This window comes from Streptomyces sp. NPDC007084 (genome assembly GCF_040703595.1).
GTDB lineage: Bacteria > Actinomycetota > Actinomycetes > Streptomycetales > Streptomycetaceae > Streptomyces.
In genome coordinates, this window is record NZ_JBEYFY010000001.1 from 266,338 (window position 1) to 287,624 (window position 21,287).

At 67.8% G+C, this 21,287-nt stretch carries 21 protein-coding genes; 8 read left to right on the forward strand and 13 right to left on the reverse strand.

Annotated features, from left to right (window positions below; genetic code table 11):
• Window positions 1–81 precede the first annotated feature (81 nt).
• Entirely contained in the window at window positions 82–519 is a 438-nt protein-coding gene (locus AB0912_RS01275; protein WP_366695431.1) for a heme-binding protein, read from the reverse strand.
• Between the two features lie 187 nt (window positions 520–706).
• Window positions 707–1,915, reverse strand: a complete 1,209-nt coding sequence (locus AB0912_RS01280) for an MFS transporter (protein WP_366695433.1) — start codon at window positions 1,913–1,915, stop codon at window positions 707–709.
• A gap of 141 nt (window positions 1,916–2,056) precedes the next feature.
• Between AB0912_RS01280 and AB0912_RS01285 the strand changes: the two genes are divergently transcribed.
• Together AB0912_RS01285 and AB0912_RS01290 are read left to right on the forward strand one after the other, a co-directional pair.
• Window positions 2,057–2,545 (forward strand): MarR family transcriptional regulator, encoded by a 489-nt coding sequence (locus AB0912_RS01285; RefSeq protein WP_366695435.1) that lies wholly within the window; start codon window positions 2,057–2,059, stop codon window positions 2,543–2,545.
• Between the two features lie 9 nt (window positions 2,546–2,554).
• Window positions 2,555–3,007 carry a GNAT family N-acetyltransferase gene (locus AB0912_RS01290; protein ID WP_366695437.1) on the forward strand — a complete coding sequence of 151 codons (453 nt, stop codon included), beginning with the start codon at window positions 2,555–2,557 and terminating at the stop codon, window positions 3,005–3,007.
• Window positions 3,008–3,124: 117 nt separating this feature from the next.
• Here AB0912_RS01290 and AB0912_RS01295 read toward each other — a convergent pair whose 3' ends face one another.
• The 3 genes from AB0912_RS01295 to AB0912_RS01305 form a co-directional block, all read right to left on the reverse strand.
• Window positions 3,125–4,510, reverse strand: coding sequence for a serine hydrolase domain-containing protein (locus AB0912_RS01295; RefSeq protein WP_366695439.1), 1,386 nt, complete (start codon window positions 4,508–4,510; stop codon window positions 3,125–3,127).
• Window positions 4,511–4,886: 376 nt separating this feature from the next.
• A complete protein-coding gene (locus AB0912_RS01300; RefSeq protein ID WP_167931462.1) occupies window positions 4,887–5,297 on the reverse strand; it encodes a hypothetical protein in 411 nt (136 codons plus the stop codon).
• A 39-nt stretch (window positions 5,298–5,336) separates the two neighbouring features.
• Window positions 5,337–5,639 carry a hypothetical protein gene (locus tag AB0912_RS01305; RefSeq protein WP_366695712.1) on the reverse strand — a complete coding sequence of 101 codons (303 nt, stop codon included), beginning with the start codon at window positions 5,637–5,639 and terminating at the stop codon, window positions 5,337–5,339.
• A 537-nt stretch (window positions 5,640–6,176) separates the two neighbouring features.
• On the opposite strand from AB0912_RS01305, the gene AB0912_RS01310 reads away from it, so the two are divergent.
• The gene (locus AB0912_RS01310) at window positions 6,177–6,653 is read left to right on the forward strand and encodes a hypothetical protein (RefSeq protein ID WP_366695441.1); all 477 of its coding nucleotides are present in this window, start codon (window positions 6,177–6,179) and stop codon (window positions 6,651–6,653) included.
• Between the two features lie 22 nt (window positions 6,654–6,675).
• On the opposite strand, the gene AB0912_RS01315 is transcribed toward AB0912_RS01310, so the two are convergent.
• Both AB0912_RS01315 and dnaB read right to left on the reverse strand, forming a co-directional pair.
• The gene (locus AB0912_RS01315) at window positions 6,676–7,098 is read right to left on the reverse strand and encodes a LysR family transcriptional regulator (protein WP_366695714.1); all 423 of its coding nucleotides are present in this window, start codon (window positions 7,096–7,098) and stop codon (window positions 6,676–6,678) included.
• Window positions 7,099–7,454: 356 nt separating this feature from the next.
• Window positions 7,455–8,927, reverse strand: coding sequence for a replicative DNA helicase (gene dnaB, locus AB0912_RS01320; protein ID WP_366695443.1), 1,473 nt, complete (start codon window positions 8,925–8,927; stop codon window positions 7,455–7,457).
• Window positions 8,928–9,386: 459 nt separating this feature from the next.
• Here dnaB and AB0912_RS01325 point away from each other — a divergent pair, with 459 nt between their 5' ends.
• A complete protein-coding gene (locus tag AB0912_RS01325; protein WP_366695445.1) occupies window positions 9,387–10,724 on the forward strand; it encodes an MATE family efflux transporter in 1,338 nt (445 codons plus the stop codon).
• 294 nt (window positions 10,725–11,018) lie between these two features.
• Here the strand turns inward: AB0912_RS01325 and rplI are convergent, their stop codons facing one another.
• The 4 genes from rplI to rpsF all read right to left on the reverse strand — a co-directional run bounded on the left by rplI (window position 11,019) and on the right by rpsF (window position 12,742).
• Window positions 11,019–11,465, reverse strand: coding sequence for a 50S ribosomal protein L9 (rplI, locus tag AB0912_RS01330; RefSeq protein WP_107020428.1), 447 nt, complete (start codon window positions 11,463–11,465; stop codon window positions 11,019–11,021).
• 18 nt (window positions 11,466–11,483) lie between these two features.
• Window positions 11,484–11,720: a 30S ribosomal protein S18 gene (rpsR, locus tag AB0912_RS01335; RefSeq protein WP_003949403.1), complete on the reverse strand. Its 237-nt coding sequence runs from the start codon at window positions 11,718–11,720 to the stop codon at window positions 11,484–11,486.
• A 57-nt stretch (window positions 11,721–11,777) separates the two neighbouring features.
• Window positions 11,778–12,374 carry a single-stranded DNA-binding protein gene (locus AB0912_RS01340; protein ID WP_366695447.1) on the reverse strand — a complete coding sequence of 199 codons (597 nt, stop codon included), beginning with the start codon at window positions 12,372–12,374 and terminating at the stop codon, window positions 11,778–11,780.
• 77 nt (window positions 12,375–12,451) lie between these two features.
• On the reverse strand, window positions 12,452–12,742 hold the full coding sequence (rpsF, locus tag AB0912_RS01345) for a 30S ribosomal protein S6 (RefSeq protein ID WP_005482942.1): 291 nt from the start codon (window positions 12,740–12,742) through the stop codon (window positions 12,452–12,454).
• Between the two features lie 288 nt (window positions 12,743–13,030).
• On the opposite strand from rpsF, the gene AB0912_RS01350 reads away from it, so the two are divergent.
• The 3 genes from AB0912_RS01350 (at window position 13,031) to AB0912_RS01360 (ending at window position 15,787) form a co-directional block, all read left to right on the forward strand.
• Window positions 13,031–13,342 (forward strand): hypothetical protein, encoded by a 312-nt coding sequence (locus AB0912_RS01350; protein ID WP_366695449.1) that lies wholly within the window; start codon window positions 13,031–13,033, stop codon window positions 13,340–13,342.
• Window positions 13,343–13,505: 163 nt separating this feature from the next.
• Window positions 13,506–14,627 (forward strand): peptidoglycan bridge formation glycyltransferase FemX, encoded by a 1,122-nt coding sequence (gene femX, locus AB0912_RS01355; RefSeq protein WP_366695451.1) that lies wholly within the window; start codon window positions 13,506–13,508, stop codon window positions 14,625–14,627.
• 128 nt (window positions 14,628–14,755) lie between these two features.
• Complete coding sequence (locus AB0912_RS01360) at window positions 14,756–15,787, forward strand: alanine racemase (RefSeq protein ID WP_366695453.1); 1,032 nt, start codon at window positions 14,756–14,758, stop codon at window positions 15,785–15,787.
• A 98-nt stretch (window positions 15,788–15,885) separates the two neighbouring features.
• On the opposite strand, the gene AB0912_RS01365 is transcribed toward AB0912_RS01360, so the two are convergent.
• Window positions 15,886–17,397 (reverse strand): glycosyltransferase 87 family protein, encoded by a 1,512-nt coding sequence (locus AB0912_RS01365; RefSeq protein ID WP_366695455.1) that lies wholly within the window; start codon window positions 17,395–17,397, stop codon window positions 15,886–15,888.
• Window positions 17,398–17,515: 118 nt separating this feature from the next.
• On the reverse strand, window positions 17,516–20,230 hold the full coding sequence (locus AB0912_RS01370) for a transglycosylase domain-containing protein (protein WP_366695457.1): 2,715 nt from the start codon (window positions 20,228–20,230) through the stop codon (window positions 17,516–17,518).
• Window positions 20,231–20,603: 373 nt separating this feature from the next.
• Here AB0912_RS01370 and AB0912_RS01375 point away from each other — a divergent pair, with 373 nt between their 5' ends.
• Window positions 20,604–21,287, forward strand: coding sequence for a helix-turn-helix transcriptional regulator (locus AB0912_RS01375; RefSeq protein WP_366695459.1), 684 nt, complete (start codon window positions 20,604–20,606; stop codon window positions 21,285–21,287).

Sequence of the window (21,287 nt, forward strand, 5' to 3'; positions counted from 1 at the left end):
GTGCCGGGCCCCCGGAGCATGGGCGGGGGACCGGCACTTCTGGTCTGTTGTGGGTCCTGCGGCCGCAGCGGCGGCCTGGGGTCAGACGAGGGACTCGACCGCGGTGACGGCGAAGCCGTGGTCCTGCTCGGGCATGCCCCCGCCGACGCCGATCGCGCCGATCAGGCGGCCGTCACGGTGGACGGGCACACCGCCCGCGATGAACAGCAGGGGGCGGTCGAGCGCGGTCGGCAGCGTGTGGAAGAGGCCGCCCGGCTGCACGGCGTCGACCAGGTCGGCCGTGGCCGAGTCCAGCTGAAGGGCCGTGTAGGCCTTGCGGGTGCTGGTCTCGCCCGAGATCAGCACAGCCTGGTCGTCGCGTCGGAAGGCGAGCAGGTGCCCACCGGCGTCGAGGACGGTGACGCTGACCCGCACCCCGGCGGCCTCGGCGGCACGCAGGGCCGCGGTGACGAGGTTCTCCGCGTCCTCGATGGTCAGGGGGGCGACAGCGGCGCGGGTGGTGGTGCTGGCGGTGCTCATGGGGGTCTCTCCTTGTGCGGGTGTTCTCTTCAGGGTCTTGTGGGGTGCTCGGGGCCTTGCGGAGGCGTTGGGGCGCTGAGAAGTACGGGTTCGCGACGGCCCGGGGACGAACCTGACCGTGGCCGGCCCTGGCCCAAGGACGGCCCGGGCCTGGGGAGGCCCTGGTCCCAGGCCTGCCCGGCGACCGTCAGGAGTGGACGACGGTCCGCTGGTCCGCCGGGGTCCCCTCGGCGATGACCGTGCCTGCGACGACGGCGCGGCGCTCCAGAGCCGCCGAAAGGACGGCCAGGACGAGTGCGCCGGCGGCGAGCCCCGCACCGACCCAGTTGGGCGCGGTGTAGCCGAGGCCGGCCGCGATCACCATGCCGCCGAGCCAGGCGGACAGGGCGTTGCCGAGGTTGAAGGCGCCGATGTTCACCGCCGAAGCCAGGGTCGGGGCGCCGTGCGCCTGGTCGAGGACGCGCTTCTGGAGGGGCGGCACGGTCGCGAAGCCGAGAGCGCCGATGAGAGCGATCGTGACGGCCGCGAGGACCTTGTTGTGCGCGGTGACGGTGAACAGGGCGAGCACAACGGCGAGACCGCCCAGGGACACGTACAGCATCGGCATCAGCGCACGGTCGGCGAACCTGCCGCCGACGAGGTTGCCGCCGACCATGCCGAGGCCGAAGAGGACCAGCAGCCAGGTGACGGAACCGTCGGCGAAGCCCGCCACGTTCGTCATCATCGGCGCGATGTAGGTGATCGCGGCGAAGACGCCGCCGAAGCCGAGCACGGTCATCGCCATGGCGAGCAGTACCTGCACGTTCTTGAAGGCGGCCAGTTCATGGCGCAGGTGTACGCCCTCGGGCTTCGGCATCTCGGGAACCAGCTTGGCGATACCCAGCAGCCCGACCAGTCCGAGCACGGCGACGCCCGCGAACGTGACCCGCCAGCCGGCGGACTGCCCGATCAGCGTGCCCAGCGGAACGCCGACGACGTTGGCGATCGTGAGCCCGCTGAACATCATCGCGATCGCGCCGGCCTTCTTCTCGGGCGCGACGAGTTCGGCGGCGACCACCGACCCGATGCCGAAGAAGGCACCGTGGGCCAGCGAGGCGACCACCCGGCCGACGAGCATCAGCCCGAAGACCGGAGCCACGGCGGAGAGCAGGTTCCCGAGGACGAAGAGCCCCATCAGGGCCATCAGCATCCGCTTGCGGGACACCTTCGTGCCCAGCGCGGTCATGATCGGCGCTCCGATCACCACGCCGAGCGCGTAGCCGGTGACCAGTAGTCCGGCGGTGGGAATGGACACGCCGAAGTCTCCGGCGACCTCGGGCAGGACGCCCATGATGACGAACTCGGTCGTCCCGATTCCGAAGGCCCCGATCGCGAGGGCCAGAAGCGCGAGAGGCATGGTGGGGTTGCACCTTCCAGAAGATTGCAGGAGCGCTTTGCGTGCGTTCACAATAGTTGCAGACGCTGGCTATGCGCAACAGCGGTCTATTGCGCTCGTGCTCTACCCTGGTGTCAGCCGCTCCGGGACGGAGGAAACGCCATGACAGCCACGGACCCCGCGCTCACCGCGCTCGCTCAGGGGTGGTGCGCCCTCTCCCTGTTGCACGGGAGGATCGAGGCGCACATCGAGCGGGCCCTACAGGCCCGCCATGGGCTCAGCGTGCGCGAGTACTCCCTGCTCGACGTGCTCAGCCGGCAGCACGACGGTGAAGGCGGTCATCTGCAGATGAAGCAGGTGGCGGACGCGGTCGTGCTGAGCCAGAGCGCCACCACGCGGCTGGTCACCCGGCTCGAGGACCGAGGGCTGCTCGCCCGCTACCTCTGCCCGACCGACCGCCGTGGCATTTACACGAACGTCAGCGAGGCGGGCCTGAAGCTGCTGGCCCAGGCACGGCCCACCAACGACGCCGCCCTGCGCGAGGCGCTCGACGCCGCCGCCGAGAACCCGGAACTGGCACCGCTCGTCCGCGTCGTGGAGTCGGCCGGCGCACCCGTGAAGCCGATGTCCTCGGTGGGCGCGGCCTCGTAGGGTGCGCTCATGGCAGATCTTGAAATACGCGCAACTGTCGCCGCGGACGTGCCCGCCATCGTCGCGATGCTGGTCGACGATCCACTGGGCGCCCAGCGGGAATCACCGGACGACCTGACTCCGTACCTGGACGCCCTGGAACGTCTGCGTGCCGACCCGAACCAACACCACGTCGTCGCGGTCCGGGAGGGCCGTGTCATCGGCACGCTCCAGCTCACGCTGATTCCCGGACTGTCCCGGAAGGGAGCGACGCGCTCCATCATCGAAGCGGTCCGGATCCACGCCGCGGAACGCGGCAATGGTCTCGGTACGCAGCTCATCGAGTGGGCGATCGAGGAATCCCGTCGCCAGGGCTGCCAGTTGGTCCAGCTCACTTCCGACGCCTCCCGCACCGATGCCCACCGCTTCTACAAGCGGCTCGGCTTCGAGGCCTCCCACGTCGGCTTCAAGCTCGCGCTCTGAGCTGCGAAGAGGGCTGTTTCACGCAGGCTGTGTGGCGCAGACGGATTCGCGCAGACGGATTCGCGCAGAAAAAAAGGGGGCTGTTTCACGTGAAACAGCCCCCGGGAACGTCCCCGTCTACGGGAGCCCCCGCCACCCCTCCGGGTCCACTCCGCCCGGCACCGAAGCCCCCTCCTCGTACGGCTGACGGGTGAACACGAACGACCCGAGGTCCAGGTGGCGGACCGAGCCGTCCGTCCGCCGGACGGGCCGCAGCAGCTCCCCCGCGTAGTAGCCGTCGAGCCCGGTCCACGTCCCGTCCCCGTTCGCCCTGAAGCGGGCGCCGCGGCCGACGCTCGACAGTGGCTCCAGCGCAAGCCCGCCGGCCGCCGACAGGCGCAGTCCGAAGGGCTGGGTTCCCCAGTACCACTGCCCGGCGAGTTCCAGAACAGCGTGGTCGACCTCGGCCATCGGCCGCCAGGGCTCGGGGACCCTCGGCTCGGCCTCGGCCACGATGCGCACCAGGTCGGCCGCGACGGTGAACGTCGGCGGGCCCGACGTGCAGTTGGCCAGCACCACGGCCGCCACGTCGTCGTCCACGCTGATCACCAGCCCGGCGAGGAAGCCCGGCAGGGATCCGGAATGCCCGACGAGGGTCCGCCCGGCGCGGTTCACGATCTGCATCCCCAGGCCGTAGGAAGTCCCTGCGGCCAGGTCCGCCGTCTCGGCCGGCGCGGCGGGCGTCCGCATCTCCTGGACCGATGCCGCGCTCAGCACTCGGTCGTCGCCCAGGAGCAGGAAGCCTGCGAAGCGGGCCAAGTCCGCGGTGGTGGACCACAGTTGCCCGGCAGGAGCCATCCGGCCGAGGTCCTCAGAAGGCTCGGGCATCATCACGTCGGCCCACGGGTGGACCGCCCAGCCTCCCGCGTGCGGGGCCTGCGGGCTTCCGCTCGTACGGTGCAGGCCGAGCGGTTCGAGCACCTCGCGGCGCAGCACGTCCTCCCAGGCAGCTCCTCGTACCTCCTCGACAAGCGCGCCGAGCAACGTGTAGCCGGGGTTCGAGTAGTGGTGGCGTCGTCCGACCGGATGCCGGAAGGGCTGCTCACCCAGCACGTCGACCAGGTCGGGCCGGAGCGAGCCGGGTGTGCGTTCCCACCAGGGTGCGGGCGACTCGGCCGCCAACCCGCCGGTGTGCGCGAGAAGTTGGGCGATGGTGATCTCCCCCGCCCCGGTGCCCGGCAGATGCTTCTCCAGGGGGTCACCGAGATCCAGGAGACCCTCGTCCCGCAGCCGCAGCACGAGGACTGCGGTGAACGTCTTGGTGATGGAGCCGATGCGGTACTGCACGTTCTCGTCCGGCCCATGACCGTCCACCGAGGTCCGCGCCCCGTGCCACACCGCCTTCCCGCCGCGCGCCACGGCAGCGACGAGCGAAGGGGCCCGTCCCTCGCTCTGCGCGACGGCGATGCGATGCAGAAGGGCTCGGCGCGTGCCGGGAAGCAGATCGTCCTGAGATGTCGTCATGCCCCCAGTCCACCCGCTCCACCACCCCACGTCGACCGAATTCACCCATGGCGGGCCGGCGAAGCTATAGGTCTCACCAACCTGCAAGCTTCCCTGCTGGTTCAGCCTGGGCCCCGTGGACCGGCGCTTCATCTTCAACGGGCGGTCCAAGGTGGTGCAGTCGGCCTCGGACTTGAGCGAGATGCCACGGGCCCTGGACACATGGCGGAACGGCCTGAAGCTCGAAGAGATCCGCGAGACGAGCCCCTTCGTAAAGGTCACGGAACTGGCCGGGGCCACTCCAACAAGCTGTAGGTTCTCACTTTCGGTGCCAAGCGCCGCCGCTGTGACCAGGACGTTCCCCTCCAGTCTCACGACGTGTCGGCCAGCTGCTGTCTCAGGGCGATGTCGTTTCCTCAGACTGTCCGTCAGTCATCCGTTCCATCCACTCGCGCACGGTCACCGCGTGCTCGATGCGGTTGACGATCTCCTTCTTGGACGCCGTGTCCAGAGTCTCCGGGATCTTGTCGAAGGTGTCGGGAAGGACGTCGAGCAAACCCCAGATCTCTTCGCCGGTGTTGACGGTCAGCAGTTGCTGGCACCTCCACTGCAGCGGCATCTCGGGACGGTGCGTGAGCCGCTGCACGAGCGTCGGGAACAGGTAGTGCGTCGCCTCCGCGGCGAGGTGCTCCCGGAGCCAGTCGACCGGGAGCCGCTGGCTGAAGCTGTGCATGGCGGCCTCCTGGGCCAGGTCCAAGAGCTGAGCGGTGTCGACGGCTCGGACAGTGCGAGGAAGGCTCGGAGTCATGTCGCGATGATGCCAAGAAGTCACTGCGGGGCCGAGAGGTCAGCTGGGCTGGGATGCGATCTGCCGACGGGCAGGGCCCCAGACTTCCTCGAACTCCTCGGAGGTGAGTTGTTCGGGGTCGTGGCCTTCCCATTCCGAGACGGGCAGCTCGGCGGTGATCCCGAATCTGCTGTCGTAATCACCGAGGCGGCCTGCGTCGCGGGCCCGCTGCCACTCGGCGAGGGAAGCAGCTGCGATCGGGATCAGCTCAGGCCCTTCGAGTTCGACCTGCCGGATCACCCAGTCTTCGGCGTCGACCTCGAAGTAGAACCAGGTGTCTTCCTCGTCCCAGTAGCAGCGCATCCATGTGGTCACCAGGCCATGATGCCGGGCCAGATGCGTCGCGCTACCCCGCTCTGTCTCATGGTTGAGCGATGAATCCTGCGGATCGATCGAGCTGGAAGGGAGAACCGACCCGGGTGGGATCCCAGCCCTGATCCCGTGCTGCTCGAATGCTGTCGGCAACGTGAGCTGGACGAAGGGATCCGACTCGACGCCCACCCAGTTACTGGGATGGGCCTGGCCACTGGTGACGATCAAGGCCGCACCTGGCTGGCTGCGGCTGGCCGCCTCGATCGCGTAGGTCATCGGTGTCCAGCAGAGTCCCTGCATGCAGGAGGGCTTCCTGCGGATCCGCCAGCGGTCCTCGATCCCGTCAACGGTTATGCGCCGACAACCCTTCTTGTTCAGCGCCATCTTCGCCTCCTCCGCTATCGGACTCTAGCGCCGTGCCATAGGTCCGTCTCAGCCGGAATCTTCCGAGCTGCCGGGCAGTACGCCGAAACCGTGGTGCCGTTCAGGCTGTGGTCGCCGTAGTGTCCCGGGCGAGAGGCGGTTGCAGTGGAGGAGATCACGGTGCAGTGGATCAGGACGTCTTGGACGAAGCACTCCAGGGGCGGTGAGGCTGCTGCCCGCAGGAATTCGGCGCCGACGGGGTTCTTGGTGTCACCGGTGTCGTCTTCCTTCGCCCAGGTTATCCAGATGTCCGAGCGTGACGGTTTCGAGCCGCACGAGAGCGAGAGGGACTTGCGCCAGGTTGGACTCAGTTTGCGGGACGAGGGCGATCGGCTCCGCGTGCTGGCGCGTGTGGAGCCGTTGTTCGGATTGCCGCCGCGCCCGCGGCGGCCGCCGGCGGTGCGTCTGGTCCCGGGGCAGTGGGTCCGTTGGCAGTTGAACTATCGGTTCAGTAGCGCCGCCGGAATACGGGACTGGTCGTACTGGCTCGACACGTTCAACGTTGCCTATGGGCCCGTCGACCCGAACGTCTTCCTGTCGGAGCCGACCATTCTGGTCAATGAGTGCGGCCCTGTTCGATAGCCGACAGCCGACGATCGGCTGGTCATGGGTTCTGCCTGGAGGCGGGAGGAATGCCGTTCTCAATGGTGTTGCCGCCTGGTCGGACGCCTTCGCTGTCGGTCAGCGCGTCCATCACGGCTTGTCCGGCCTTGGTGGGCCGGAGTGATTCGCCCCGGCGGGGGCGGATGTAGAGCTGGACGCCCAAATCACCTTCCAGGGCAGCAAACTGGGTGTAAAGGATCGAGCGAGTGGTGCCGAGCTGGCGTGATGCCTCGGCGAGGGTGCGATGCTTCATGGCTTCTCGAAACCGCTGAAGGCGGCCCCAACAGCGCCGATCTGTGAGGGCCGGCCTGATTGGCGGCGGTACTGAGTCGAGTTCCGATTGACTCACGGCCCGGCGTCCGCCGCGTGGACGGAGTGCGATGCCCATGGCCCGGAGGCGGCGTGTCAGGGTCGTTGGGCTCATGTCCAGCCCGGTGGCGATGCTGGCCAGGGTCCGGGCCTGCCGGATGTACTGCTCTCGGATCCACTGCTCATCGCCGATCGGCTTCCTCGATGGCTCCCTCGGCCCGATGTACGGAAACACACCACTGCCGACTCAACTGGCACGAGCACCCCCACTCCCGCAGCATCAGGTTCGACGCGATCAAGCAGTCGGTGACAGCCTGGGCCGTACGGCAGTACATGCACCAAGAGAGCTTGGAACGTCCACACGTTTGAGCGAATTCAACCTCAAGAGCCTGGCCAATCTCACGGCAATGTCGTATCCGACATCGATCGTGAGATGCCGACACGGGAAATGAGGCCCTACACAAGCCTCGCTCAGGTCTGTGCCATGTCCACGAACCGGGAGTAGTGGCCCTGGAAGGCCACCGTGATCGTGGCGGTGGGGCCGTTACGGTGCTTGCCGACGATGATGTCCGCCTCGCCCGCTCGGGGGGACTCCTTCTCGTAGGCGTCCTCGCGGTGGAGCAGGATGACCATGTCCGCGTCCTGCTCGATGGAGCCGGATTCACGCAGGTCGGACACCATGGGCTTCTTGTCGGTGCGCTGCTCGGGACCACGGTTGAGCTGCGACAGCGCGATCACCGGCAGCTCCAGCTCCTTGGCGAGGAGCTTCAGGTTTCGCGACATGTCGGAGACCTCCTGCTGGCGGCTCTCGGAGCGCTTGCCGCCCGACTGCATGAGCTGGAGGTAGTCGATGACGACGAGCTTCAGGTCGCTGCGCTGCTTGAGACGGCGGCACTTGGCCCGGATCTCCATCATCGACAGGTTCGGCGAGTCGTCGATGTAGAGCGGCGCGGCCGAGACGTCCGGCATACGGCGGGCGAGCCGGGTCCAGTCCTCGTCGGTCATCGTGCCGGACCGCATGTGGTGCAGGGCCACGCGCGCCTCGGCGGAGAGCAGGCGCATCGCGATCTCGTTGCGGCCCATTTCGAGCGAGAAGATCACGCTCGGCATGTTGTGCTTGATGGAACAGGCCCGGGCGAAGTCCAGTGCCAACGTCGACTTACCCATGGCGGGACGGGCCGCGATGATGATCATCTGGCCCGGGTGGAGACCGTTGGTGAGGGAGTCGAGGTCGGTGAAGCCGGTCGGCACACCGGTCATCTCCCCCGAGCGCGATCCGATCGCCTCGATCTCGTCGAGCGCGCCCTCCATGATGTCGCCGAGCGGGAGGTAGTCCTCGGTGGTGCGCTGCTCGGTGACGGCGTAGATCTCGGCCTGAGCGCTGTTGACGATCTCGTCCACGTCGCCGTCGGCCGCGTATCCCATCTGGGTGATGCGGGTGCCCGCCTCGACCAGGCGGCGCAGGACCGCGCGCTCGTGCACGATCTCCGCGTAGTACTCGGCGTTCGCCGCGGTCGGGACCGTCTGCACCAGCGTGTGCAGATACGGGGCGCCACCGACCTTGGTGATCTCGCCACGCTTGGTGAGTTCGGCCGCGACCGTGATGGGGTCGGCCGGCTCGCCCTTGGCGTACAGATCGAGGATCGCCCCGTAGATCGTCTCGTGGGCCGGCCGGTAGAAGTCATGGCCCTTGAGGACCTCGACGACATCGGCGATGGCGTCCTTCGACAGGAGCATGCCGCCCAGGACGGACTGCTCGGCGTCGAGGTCCTGCGGGGGCACTCGCTCGAACGACGAACCGCCGCTCTCCCACGGCCCGTTGTCCCGGTCCCGGTCGTGCTGCTCGTCGCGACCGCCGCCGCTGCCACGCCGGCGGGACGAGGGCAGACGATCACTGGGACCACTGTCCGCCCAGGGGTCGTCCAAGGGCTCGGAAATACTCACCGAGCCACCTCCTCCCGTCCGCGGAGCGGACCTAGCCGTGCCTCTTATTTCTACGGCACGGCACTGACATCTGAGCTGCCCAACTCCGGTTCACCCGCGTCGGTTTTGCGTGGATTCCGAGGACGGAGGAGAGAACGGGCGCCGCACCACGTTAGGCCTGTGGGCACCGTCAGCCAATCTGGTTATCCACAGGCCATGTGGACGACGGCCCCGATGCTGTGGAGAACCCCGCAAAACCTGTGCACGACTCGGTGGACAGCCCTGTGAACAAGCCCTCACCACTTCTACGGAACCCGCTCTGACCTGCCGATTTCCCGTCCACCGGCTGTGCAGAAGAAAAACTTTTCTCCTCGGATCAAGATCCGGTGAAACGGGGCCGCACGACACGCCGAGCCAGGATTCCAGTAAGGGTCCTTTGCATATTGCATCTCTTACCTGTGGAAGATTAGATTGGTGCTCATGACACAGGCTCCCGCAGCCCCCAGGGCCACCCGGCGCCGGCACGACCGAGAGATCGTCGCGCTGGCCGTTCCGGCCTTCGGCGCGCTCGTCGCCGAGCCTCTCTTCGTCATGGCCGACAGTGCCATCGTCGGCCATCTGGGCACCGCCCAACTGGCGGGCCTCGGTGTCGCCTCCGCCCTCCTCATGACCGCCGTCGGAGTCTTCGTCTTCCTCGCCTACGCCACCACCGCCGCTGTCGCCCGACGGGTCGGCGCCGGTGATCTCCGGGCCGCGATCCGCCAGGGCATGGACGGCATCTGGCTCGCCCTGCTCATCGGCGTGGTCGTCATCGCCGTCACCCTCCCCACGGCACCGTCCCTGATGACCCTGTTCGGCGCCTCCGACACCGCGGCCCCCTACGCGACGACCTATCTGCGGATCTCCGCCTTCGGCATTCCCGCCATGCTCGTCGTACTCGCCGCCACCGGAGTACTGCGCGGGCTCCAGGACACCAGAACCCCGCTGTACGTGGCCGTCGCCGGCTTCATCGCCAACGCGGCCCTCAACGGACTGCTCGTCTACGGGGCCGGGCTCGGTATCGCCGGCTCCGCCTGGGGCACCGTCGTCGCGCAGTGGGCCATGGCCGCCGCCTACCTCTTCGTCGTCGTCCGAGGAGCCCGGAAACACGGCGCGTCCCTGCGCCCCGATCTCGCCGGAATACGGGCCTGCGCCCAAGCGGGTGCACCCCTGCTCGTCCGGACGCTGTCGCTCAGGGCGATCCTGCTGATCGCCACGGCCGTCGCCGCCCGACTGGGCGACGCCGACATGGCCGCGCACCAGATCATCCTGTCCCTGTGGAGCCTGCTCGCCTTCGCCCTCGATGCCATCGCCATCGCGGGTCAGGCCATCATCGGCCGCTACCTCGGCGCGGGCGACGCTCACGGCGCCCGTGAGACCTGCCGGCGCATGATCCAGTGGGGCGTCGCCACCGGAGTCGTCCTAGGGCTGCTGGTCATCGCGACCCGCTTCCTGTTCCTTCCCCTGTTCAGCGGCGACGCCGGAGTGCGGGACGCGGCACTGCCGGCCCTGGTCGTCGTGGCCCTCGTGCAGCCGGTCTGCGGTATCGCCTATGTGCTCGACGGAGTCTTGATGGGTGCGGGGGACGGCCCCTATCTGGCCCGCGCGATGCTGCTGACGCTGGCGGTCTTCGCCCCCGTAGCCCTGCTCGTTCCGACAGTCGGAGGCGGGCTGACGGCGCTCTGGGGGGCGATGGCCCTCATGATGGCGGTGCGCATGCTGACGCTGTGGCTGCGCTCCCGCTCGGGGCGCTGGATCGTCACGGGCGCGACGCGCTGACGGAACCACGATCTGACAGAACACCGACTTCTTGGCCCTGCTGTCGGCGTTTCACGTGAAACGCCGACAGCAGGGCCAAGGAGGGCGGAGAAGGACCGCACCGTTTCACGTGAAACGGCGCCCCGCACCGAGGGCGGCGGCTCATCTCCGGACCCGCTCGCAATACGGGGACGACTCGCGGGACGTGGACGACTCACGGCACGCAGACGCCCTGCGGCACACACGACCCGTAACACGCAGAAGGGCCGCACCCCGCAGGGTGCGGCCCTCTCTCAGCTATGCCGAGCGCTGCGTTCAGGCAGCGACAACCTCGATGTTGACCTTGGCGGCAACCTCGGGGTGCAGACGCACGGACGTCTCGTGGGCGCCCAGGGTCTTGATGGGCGAGCCCAGCTCGATGCGGCGCTTGTCGACCTCGGGGCCACCGGAAGCCTTGATCGCCGAAGCGACGTCGGCCGGGGTGACGGAACCGAAGAGACGACCGGCGTCGCCGGAGCGAACGGCCAGACGGACCTTGACGCCTTCGAGGCGGGCCTTGATCTCGTTGGCCTGCTCGATGGTCGCGATCTCGTGGATCTTGCGAGCACGACGAATCTGCTCGACGTCCTTCTCGCCGCCCTTGGTCCAGCGGATCGCAAAGCTCCGCGGGATCAGGTAGTTGCGAGCGTAACCGTCCTTGACGTCGACGACGTCGCCCGCGGCACCGAGGCCGGAGACCTCGTGGGTGAGGATGATCTTCATTTGTCGGTCACCCTTCCCTTATCGCGCGGTGGACGTGTAGGGCAGCAGCGCCATCTCACGGCTGTTCTTCACAGCCGTGGCGACGTCACGCTGGTGCTGCGTGCAGTTGCCGGTCACGCGGCGGGCACGGATCTTGCCGCGGTCGGAAATGAACTTCCGCAGCATGTTCGTGTCCTTGTAGTCCACGTACGTGACCTTGTCCTTGCAGAAAGCGCAGACCTTCTTCTTCGGCTTGCGCACAGGCGGCTTCGCCATGGTGTATCTCCTGTGTGATCAAGAAGTGGGGGTACGGCCCACCCTTGGCCCGAGGGCCTAGAAGGGGGGCTCGTCCGAGTAGCCGCCGCCGGAACCGCCGGCACCGCCGGAGTTTCCGCCCCAGCCGCCACCGCCGCCGCCCTGGTTGCCACCGGCGGGAGCGCCGGTCGCCCAGGGGTCGTCGGCAGGAGCGCCGCCGCCTTGCGGAGCGCCGCCGGAGCCACCGCCCCAGCCGCCGCCCTGCTGGCCGCCGCCACCGCCGCCGCCGTAACCACCCTGGCCACCTCGACCCGTGGTCTTGGTGACCTTGGCCGTGGCGTTCTTCAGGCTGGCGCCGACTTCCTCGACGTCCAGCTCGTAGACCGTGCGCTTGACGCCCTCACGGTCCTCGTAGGACCGCTGCTTCAGCCGGCCCTGCACGATGACGCGCATGCCTCGCTGGAGCGACTCGGCGACGTTCTCCGCCGCCTGACGCCAGACCGAGCAGGTCAGGAACAGGCTCTCGCCGTCCTTCCACTCGTTGGTCTGACGGTCGAAGGTGCGGGGGGTGGACGCGACACGGAACTTCGCGACCGCCGCACCGGAAGGGGTGAAGCGCAGCTCGGGGTCGTCGACAAGATTGCCGACGACCGTGATGACGGTCTCGCCTGCCATGGGGGAACCTCTCGGCGGGTTTGCTGCTGGCTGCTGGTACTGCTACTCGATGCCCGAGATCAACTGAGCTGGGAAGCTCAGTGGGTCTCGGGACGGAGGACCTTGGTCCGGAGGACCGACTCGTTCAGGTTCATCTGGCGGTCGAGCTCCTTGACGACCGCAGGCTCGGCCTGCAGGTCGATGACCGAGTAGATGCCCTCGGGCTTCTTCTTGATCTCGTACGAGAGACGACGACGGCCCCAGGTGTCGACCTTTTCGACCTTTCCGTTGCCCTCACGGACGACGGAGAGGAAGTTCTCGATCAGGGGGGCGACAGCGCGCTCCTCCAGATCGGGGTCGAGGATGACCATCACTTCGTAGTGACGCATGTGGAACCCACCTCCTTTGGACTCAGCGGCCACGGTCGTTCCGTGGCAGGAGGGTTGTGATGCGTACGCAACGGTATCGGCCGCCACTGACAATCGGGCCGACGATCGGCGAAACCGAGCGGCGAACCCTGTCGTGACCTGGCCATGAGCCTGGGCAGACACCGGTGCAGACGGTACACACTACCTGCACCCTGCCTTCCGGTTGAAATCCGACCGGGTTGCCCCCCAGTCTGTACACATCGGGTGTGTACGGCGCTACCATGCGCCGCCTTCCGCAGGAGGTGCCTCATGGCACAGGCATGGCGACCCACCACCACCGGCTCACTCTTCGCCACGGACGGCAAGCCTCACCCCCTCCAGGACACCTTGCTCGCGGTGACCCTGGTCCTCGGGGTACTGGCCTTCGTGACGTCGATGTTCCACAGCCTGCATCTGGTCAGTTCCTGGGCCGGCCTCGTCGGAATCCTCACCGGCGCCTACGGGCAGTTCATCTCCGTGACGACCCGGGAGCGCTTCGGACTGATCCTCGGACTCGGCCTCGCGGGAGTCGGCTTCTACCTCGGTCTGGCCCACGGCGGCCTGTTCGGCGGGGTGTTCTGAGTCGAACGTCCGTTTTCCCCTGACCCCGGGACGCTTCACGCCCGCTTCCCGGGGCCCAGGTTCCATACGGCCAGACAGGGCGCTCGCAGGGCGCAGTAGGCTTCGGCGCGAGAGCCGGAGCCCTTGTACCCATGGGGACACACCAGCCCGAGGAGCGCCCCTAATGAGCCTGACCCTGAGGACCATCAGCCGAGAGCAGCATCTGGCGTACATCCAGAGCCTGCCCGCGGCCAGTCACATGCAGGTCCCCGCATGGGCAGACGTGAAGGCCGAATGGCGCTCCGAGAACCTCGGGTGGTTCGACGACAGGACCGGCGAGATGGTCGGCGCCGGCCTGGTGCTCTACCGCCAGCTCCCCAAGATCAAGCGCTATCTGGCCTACCTGCCCGAGGGCCCGGTCATCAACTGGTTCGCGCCGAACCTGGACGACTGGCTTCAGCCGATGCTCGCGCACCTCAAGCACCAGGGCGCCTTCTCCGTGAAGATGGGCCCGCCGGTGATCATCCGGCGCTGGGAGGCCGCGTCCATCAAGGGCGGCATCCAGAACCCGGACGTGAAGCGCCTGCGCGACATCGAGGCCGACTTCATCGAGCCGCGCGCCTTCGAGGTGGCCGACAAGCTACGCCGTATGGGCTGGCAGCAGGGCGAGGACGGCGGCGCCGGCTTCGGTGACGTCCAGCCCCGCTACGTCTTCCAGGTGCCGCTGGCCAACCGGTCGCTGGAAGAGGTCCACAAGAACTTCAACCAGCTCTGGCGCCGCAACATCAAGAAGGCCGAGAAGGCCGGCGTCGAGGTCGTCCAGGGCGGCTACCACGACCTGGAGGAGTGGCAGCGGCTCTACGAGATCACCGCGATCCGCGACCACTTCCGGCCGCGCCCGCTCTCGTACTTCCAGCGCATGTGGACGGCCCTCAACACCGAGGACCCGAACCGCATGCGGCTGTACTTCGCCCGGCACAACGGCGTGAACCTGTCCGCGGCGACGATGCTCGTCGTGGGCGGCCACGTCTGGTACTCCTACGGCGCCTCGGACAACATCGGCCGCGAGGTCCGGCCCTCCAACGCGATGCAGTGGCGCATGCTGCGCGACTCGTATGCGCTCGGCGCCACGGTCTACGACCTGCGCGGCATCTCCGACTCGCTCGACGAGACCGACCACCTCTTCGGCCTCATCCAGTTCAAGGTGGGCACCGGCGGCGAGGCCGCCGAGTACCTCGGCGAGTGGGACTTCCCGCTCAACAAGCTGCTCCACAAGGCGCTCGACATCTACATGTCGCGCCGCTGAGCCGGCCCGGAGCGCGGGTCCGGCGTCTGCTGCGGCCCGGCACCTCGCCATCGGTCCGGCGAATCCGCGACAATTCCCTTTCGTACCTCTGATACACGGCAGCCACGAGAAAGGTTCCGGGACCGGCCATGGCGCTCACGCTCTACGTCGACACCGCGCGCTGGCGGGCACACCACAAGCAGGTGTCCGAGCAGTTTCCGGGGCTGGTCCCCGTCTGCAAGGGCAATGGCTACGGCTTCGGCCACGAACGGCTCGCGGACGAGGCCACCCGCATGGGCTCGGACATCCTCGCCGTGGGCACCACGTACGAGGCCGCCCGGATCAAGGACTGGTTCGGCGGCGATCTGCTGGTCCTCACGCCGTTCCGGCGGGGCGAGGAGCCCGTGCCGCTGCCCGACCGTGTCATCCGCTCGGTGTCGTCCATCGACGGCGTGTACGGCCTCGTGGGCGCCCGTGTCGTCATCGAGGTGATGTCCTCGATGAAGCGGCATGGTGTGAGCGAGCAGGACCTGCCGCATCTGCACGCCGCCATCGAGAACGTACGGCTGGAGGGTTTCGCGATCCACCTGCCGCTGGACCGCACCGACGGCTCGGACGCCGTAGAGGAGGTCATCGGCTGGATGGACCGCCTGCGTGCGGCCCGCCTGCCGCTGCACACGATGTTCGTCAGCCACCTCAAGGCCGACGAACTCGCCCGGCTCCAGCAGCAGTTCCCGCAGACCCGCTTCCGCGCCCGCATCGGTACCCGGCTCTGGCTGGGGGACCACGAGGCCACCGAGTACCGGGGAGCCGTCCTGGACGTCACGCGCGTCGCCAAGGGCGACCGCTTCGGCTACCGGCAGCAGAAGGCGGCTTCGGACGGCTGGCTCGTGGTCGTGGCCGGTGGCACGTCGCACGGGGTTGGTCTGGAGGCCCCCAAGGCGCTGCACGGCGTCATGCCGCGCGCCAAGGGCGTCGCGCGCGCCGGCCTCGCCACCGTGAACCGGAACCTGTCGCCGTTCGTCTGGGCGGGCAAGCAGCGCTGGTTCGCCGAGCCCCCGCACATGCAGGTGTCGATCCTCTTCGTGCCCGCCGACGCCTCCGAGCCGAAGGTGGGCGACGAGCTGGTGGCGCACCTGCGGCACACCACCACCCAGTTCGACCGCGTCGTCGAGCGCTGAGGTCCCGGCCGGCTCTCCGGACCGCTCCAGCGCATGGGAAAGGCCGTACACGGAGCCCGTGTACGGCCTTTCCCTTGGCCTCTTCCCGGCATGTTCGCTCAGAGTGAACGGTCTTCGGGCGGCTCGCTCCGGCCGCCCCACTCGACGACCGGCGGCTGACCCTCGAAGTGCGCCGCGTGCCGTGGCGGATGGGCCGCTGCGCCCAAGACGAAAACGTCCTCCGCGCCGTCCAGGACGCCGCCGGATGGATCGTCGTCACCGGCGCGCCGCACCACGTCCCGTTCGGGCATGAAGATGTCCCGGAGGACCACCGCGCACAGGTAGAGCGTCCCCAACAGGTGGACGGCGATCGCGACTTGGTATCCGTCGGTCGGCAGTCCCTTGTGGGCGTCCCCGCTGGTCGTGTACGCGAGGTACATCCAGATCCCGAGGAAGTACCCGACCTCGCAGGCCTGCCAGATCAGGAAGTCCCGCCAGCGCGGCCGGGCCAGCGCGGCGAGCGGGACGAGCCAGAGCACGTACTGAGGCGAGTAGACCTTGTTCGTCAGGATGAAGGCCGCGACGATCAGGAAGGCGAGCTGGGCGAAGCGTGGCCGGCGCGGGGCGATGAGCGTGACGGCGGCCAGCCCCGCGCACAGCAGCAGCATCATGCACAGTGCCCACGTGTTGGCGGTTTCGGGGGTGATCGTGATCTTCAGCCACTGCGAGATGAACAGGAAGACCGAACCGAAGTCGACCCCGCGCTCGCGGCTGAAGCTGTAGAACTTCGACCACCCTTCGGGCGCGAAGTACATGACCGGAAGGTTCACCACCAGCCAGGCGCCGACGGCCCCGAGGAGCGCCGTCGCGAACTCACGCCACTTGCCGGCCCGCCAGCACAGCAGGAAGAGCGGCCCGAGCACCAGGAACGGATAGAACTTGGCGGCCGTGGCGAGCCCGACCAGGATACCGAAGGCCAGAACGCGTCCCCGGGACCACATCAGCATGGCAGCCGCCAGGAGGGCCACGGCGAGCAGATCCCAGTTGATGGTGGCCGTGAGCGCGAAAGCGGGCGCCAGGGCCACCAGGAGGCCGTCCCAGGGGCGCCGGCGGTGCGTGCGGGCGGCGCACACGGCGATGACCGCCGCGCACACCATCAGCATCCCCGCGTTGACCATCCAGTAGATCTGCTCCTGGTGCTGGATGCTCCCGCCGCCCGGCGTGAGCCAGGCCGCTACCTCCATGAACACCCCGGTCAGCACCGGGTATTCGAGGTAGTCCATGTCGCCGGGGAGCTTGTCGAAGTACGGCACGAGCCCGTCGGCGAATCCACGGCCCTGGTAGAGGTGAGGGATGTCCGAGTAGCACGCGTGCGTGTACTGCGAACTGGCACCGAAGAACCAGCCCCCGTCGTAGCAGGGCAGCTTCTGGACCATGCCGAGGGCGAACATGCCGACCGCGATCAGGGCGACGACCCGCACGGGCGTCCACCAGGTCGTCCCGAGCAGGGCGCGGCGCCCGATGGGGCCGCCGATCAGCTCGCTGCCGCGGGCGGCGACCTCGTCGTCCTTGGTCGGCCGCACCAGCTCCGGCTCGTGCGCGCTCACGCGCGTCGTCTCTGCACTGGGCATGGCGCACATCCTGCCGTACGTCCCCAAGAATGTGCTGAGGGCCGCCGCACCTGATCGGTGCGGCGGCCCCTGTTTCACGTGAAACGGTGTGTTTCACGTGAAACACACACGGTGACGGCTACCCGTTTCCTCCGAAGAGACCGCCGTTGTTGCCGTTGCTGTTGCCTCTGTTGGCGCCCTCGGTCGCGGACTCCGTCGGCGTCGAGGTCACGCCTCCGTCGGTGCCGCCGTCGTCGGTGCCGCCGTTCTCCGTTCCGCCATCGTGGTTGCAGTTCCAGTCGAACCTGCCGCAGGTCTCACTCGGCGTGGGCGAGGGTGACGTCTCGGTCTCGCTCGGCGTCGGTGTGGGCGTCGGGCTCGGGGACTCGCTCTCCGTGACCGTCGGGGTCGGCGTCGGGCTCGGCGTGTCGTTGAGCACTTCGCCGATCTCCTCGGGCTTCGGGAAAGGCTCCGCCTTCTGGTTCTTGAGCGCGACCTCCATGTAGTCCCGCCAGATCTGCGAGGGGAACGAGGCACCGTGGATGGTCTTCTCGCCACCCGTTCCGTACATCTGCAGGAACTTGCGGTTCTTCTTGTTCTCGTCGTCGTCCAGGCGGTACATGCCGATCGCCGTGGACAACTGCGGGGTGTATCCGACGAACCAGGCGGACTTGTTGCCGTCCGTCGTACCGGTCTTGCCCGCCACCTCACGGCCCGTGAGCCGGGCGTTGGTGCCGGTGCCCTTCTCGACCACGGTCTTCAGCACGTCGGTGACGTTGTCGGCGACCTTCGAGGTGAAGGCGTCCACGGTCTTCTCGACGTCCTCGTGCTGGAAGACGTTGCCGTCCTTGCTCGTGATCTTCTCGACCGAGTACGGGTCCCGCTGCTTGCCGCTGGCGGCGAAGGTGGCGTAGGCGCCGGCCATGCGGATCGCGCTCGGGGACGAGGTACCGAGGGAGAACGACGGGAACCGGGAGCTGGCGAGGCTGGACTCCTTGATTCCGGCGGCCAGGACGGCTTCCTTGACCTTGTTCAGGCCGACATCCATGCCCAGTTGGACATAGGCGGAGTTGACGGACTCGCGCATCGCCTCACGCAGGTCGATCTGGTAGCTGGGCGGGTTGTAGGACTGCTGCCCGTCGTTCTGCTGCAGCCACTCCCTGCCCTTGTCGTCCTGCCAGTCCGTCCCGTTGTAGTCCTTGATCTTCAGCTTGTTCTTGCCGCTGTACAGGCTCTTCGGAGAGACGATGGTGCGTTCGTCCTGCGGCTGCTCCTGGGGACCGTCGGGGTCCTTGACCCCCCACGTCATGGCCGCGGCCAGGACGAACGGCTTGAACGTGGACCCGACCTGGGCACCGGTCTGGTCGGCGTTGTTGGTGAAGTGCTTCGTCGCGTCGGCACCACCGTAGATGGCCTCGATCGCACCGCTCGCCGGATTGACGGACGCTCCGCCGAACTGGACGTACTTGTCCGTCTTGGGGCGCAGGTCAGGCTTGATGTTGGCCTTCTGAACCTTCTTCACCGCGGCCTCAAGGGCGTCGACCTTCCTCTTGTCGAAGGTCGTGTGGATCTCGTAGCCGCCCTGCCTCAGCTTGGTCTGGGTGATGCCGGTCTTGTCGCTGTTGTTGACGATGTACGAGTTGGCCAGGTCGACCAGGTAGCCGATCTGTCCGCCCAGTGCGGCGTTGGACCGCGGGCTCCGGACTTTCGGGAACTTGGTGTACTTGCTCCGCTCCGCCTGGCTCAGGCGGCCGTCCTTGACCTCTTCGTCGAGAATCCACTTCCAGCGGGCCTCGGCACGCTTGCTGTTGGCCTGCGCCGTGGCGGTCGGGTCGATCGACGGTGCACCGGCGGGGTCGTAGTACGTGGCGCCCTTCAGCACGGCCGCCAGGAACGCGCACTGGCTCGCGTTCAGCTCTGTGGCGTCCTTGTCGAAGTAGGCCCGTGCCGCGGCCTGGATGCCATAGGCGTTGCGCCCGTAGTAGGCCGAGTTCAGGTAGCCGGCCATGATGTCGTCCTTCGGCATCGAGGCGCCGACCTTGATGGAGACGAACAGCTCCTTGAACTTGCGGGAGACCGTCTGGGACTGATCGTCCAGCATCGCGTTCTTCACGTACTGCTGGGTGATGGTCGAGCCACCCTGCGTCTGACCGCCCTTGGCCATGTTCACGAAGGCGCGGGCGATACCCATCGGGTCGACGCCGCTGTCCGACTCGAACGTCTTGTTCTCCGCCGACATCACCGCGAAGCGCATCTCCTTGGGGATCTGCGCATAACTGATGATCTGGCGGTTGGTCTCGCCACCCGTGGCGACCATCTGATCGCCGTTCGCCCAGTAGTAGACGTTGTTCTGGGCCTTCGCCGTCTTGGCCACGTCCGGGATGCCGACCAGGGCGTACGCCACGCCGGCCACGGCGATGAGGCTGCCGCAGAACCCGACGAAGAGACCCGTCACGAGCTTCCACGACGGCACCCAGCGCGCCGCGCCGTACTTGCCGGCGCGCGGGTAGTCGATGATGCGCCTCCCGGAAGGCTCGGGCGTGCGGCCACGTCCTCGTCCGGGACCGCTGGGGCCCGGAGGTCCGCCACGCCGGCCGCCCCCGCCTCCGGGGCCGCCACGTCCGGCGCCATCGGCGGCACGACGCCTGCCGCCGCCTCTCTGCGCGGCTCGGCGTGCTTCGGCACGGCTGCCGTACGGGCGCTCTTCACCCCCCGGGCCGTAGGAATCGGAAGGAGACCCGGTGGCGCCTCGCGGTGCCGCGCGGCGGCCTGCGGACGGGTCGGGCTGACCGCGTCGGGCCGCGGCACGTCCGCCGCCCTGCGGCTGCGGCGGTTTGCGACGGTGCTCGCTCATCGAACGATTACTCCTCGGGCAGGCGCACCTTTGCGCGCCTGGAAACGGCGGCTGGTTTCCGGTCCCCCCGAAGTACGGATGCGGCCGATCGCGCATTCACCCGTACTACACCGAAGACGATGACGTCCTCAGTCGTCACTCGGTTCCCGGTGGTGTGCATGCCGCACAGACTACGCACCGTCAAAACCCGCCTAGCGCCGAAGTTCACCCCAAATCAGGCAACTTGCTTCGTATGAATCGGTGATGTGACGCCGTTCACCATGGCCCCTCTTGTCGCGACCGCAGAGGCGTTCTATCGTGCTGATGTATCGAGTCGATACATCAGCACGGCATAAAGACGTGTCGACGAGGCAGCGACAGGGAGGAGGCGACGATGAGCCGACGTGCCGGGATCCTCGAGTTCGCCGTACTCGGCCTGCTCCGCGAGTCCCCGATGCACGGCTATGAGCTGCGTAAACGACTCAACACGTCACTGGGCGTCTTCCGCGCCTTCAGTTACGGCACGCTCTACCCCTGCCTCAAGACGCTGGTCGCCAACGGCTGGTTGATCGAGGAATCAGGATCCACACCCGAAGACGCCCTCACGGCCACGCTCGCGGGACGTCGCGCCAAGATCGTCTACCGGTTGACGGCAGAAGGTAAGGATCACTTCGAGGAACTTCTCGCGCAGACAGGCCCCGACGCCTACGAGGACGAGACCTTCGCGGCTCGCTTCGCCTTCTTCGGGCAGACGTCACGCGACGTACGCATGCGCGTACTGGAGGGTCGACGCAGCCGTCTGGAGGAGCGCCTGGAGAAGATGCGCGCCTCACTGGCGCGCACCCGGGAGCGCCTCGACGACTACACGCTTGAGCTCCAGCGCCACGGAATGGAGTCCGTGGAGCGCGAAGTGCGCTGGCTGAACGAGCTCATCGAGAGCGAGCGAGCCGGACGGGACATCAAGTCTTCCGCCTCCGAAGGCTCCGCTCAGCAGGACAACACATCTGGAGAGACGGGCGGCCTGCCCCGGCACCGGGACAGCACCCGGCCGGATCCGTCCGACGACACCACCACGTGA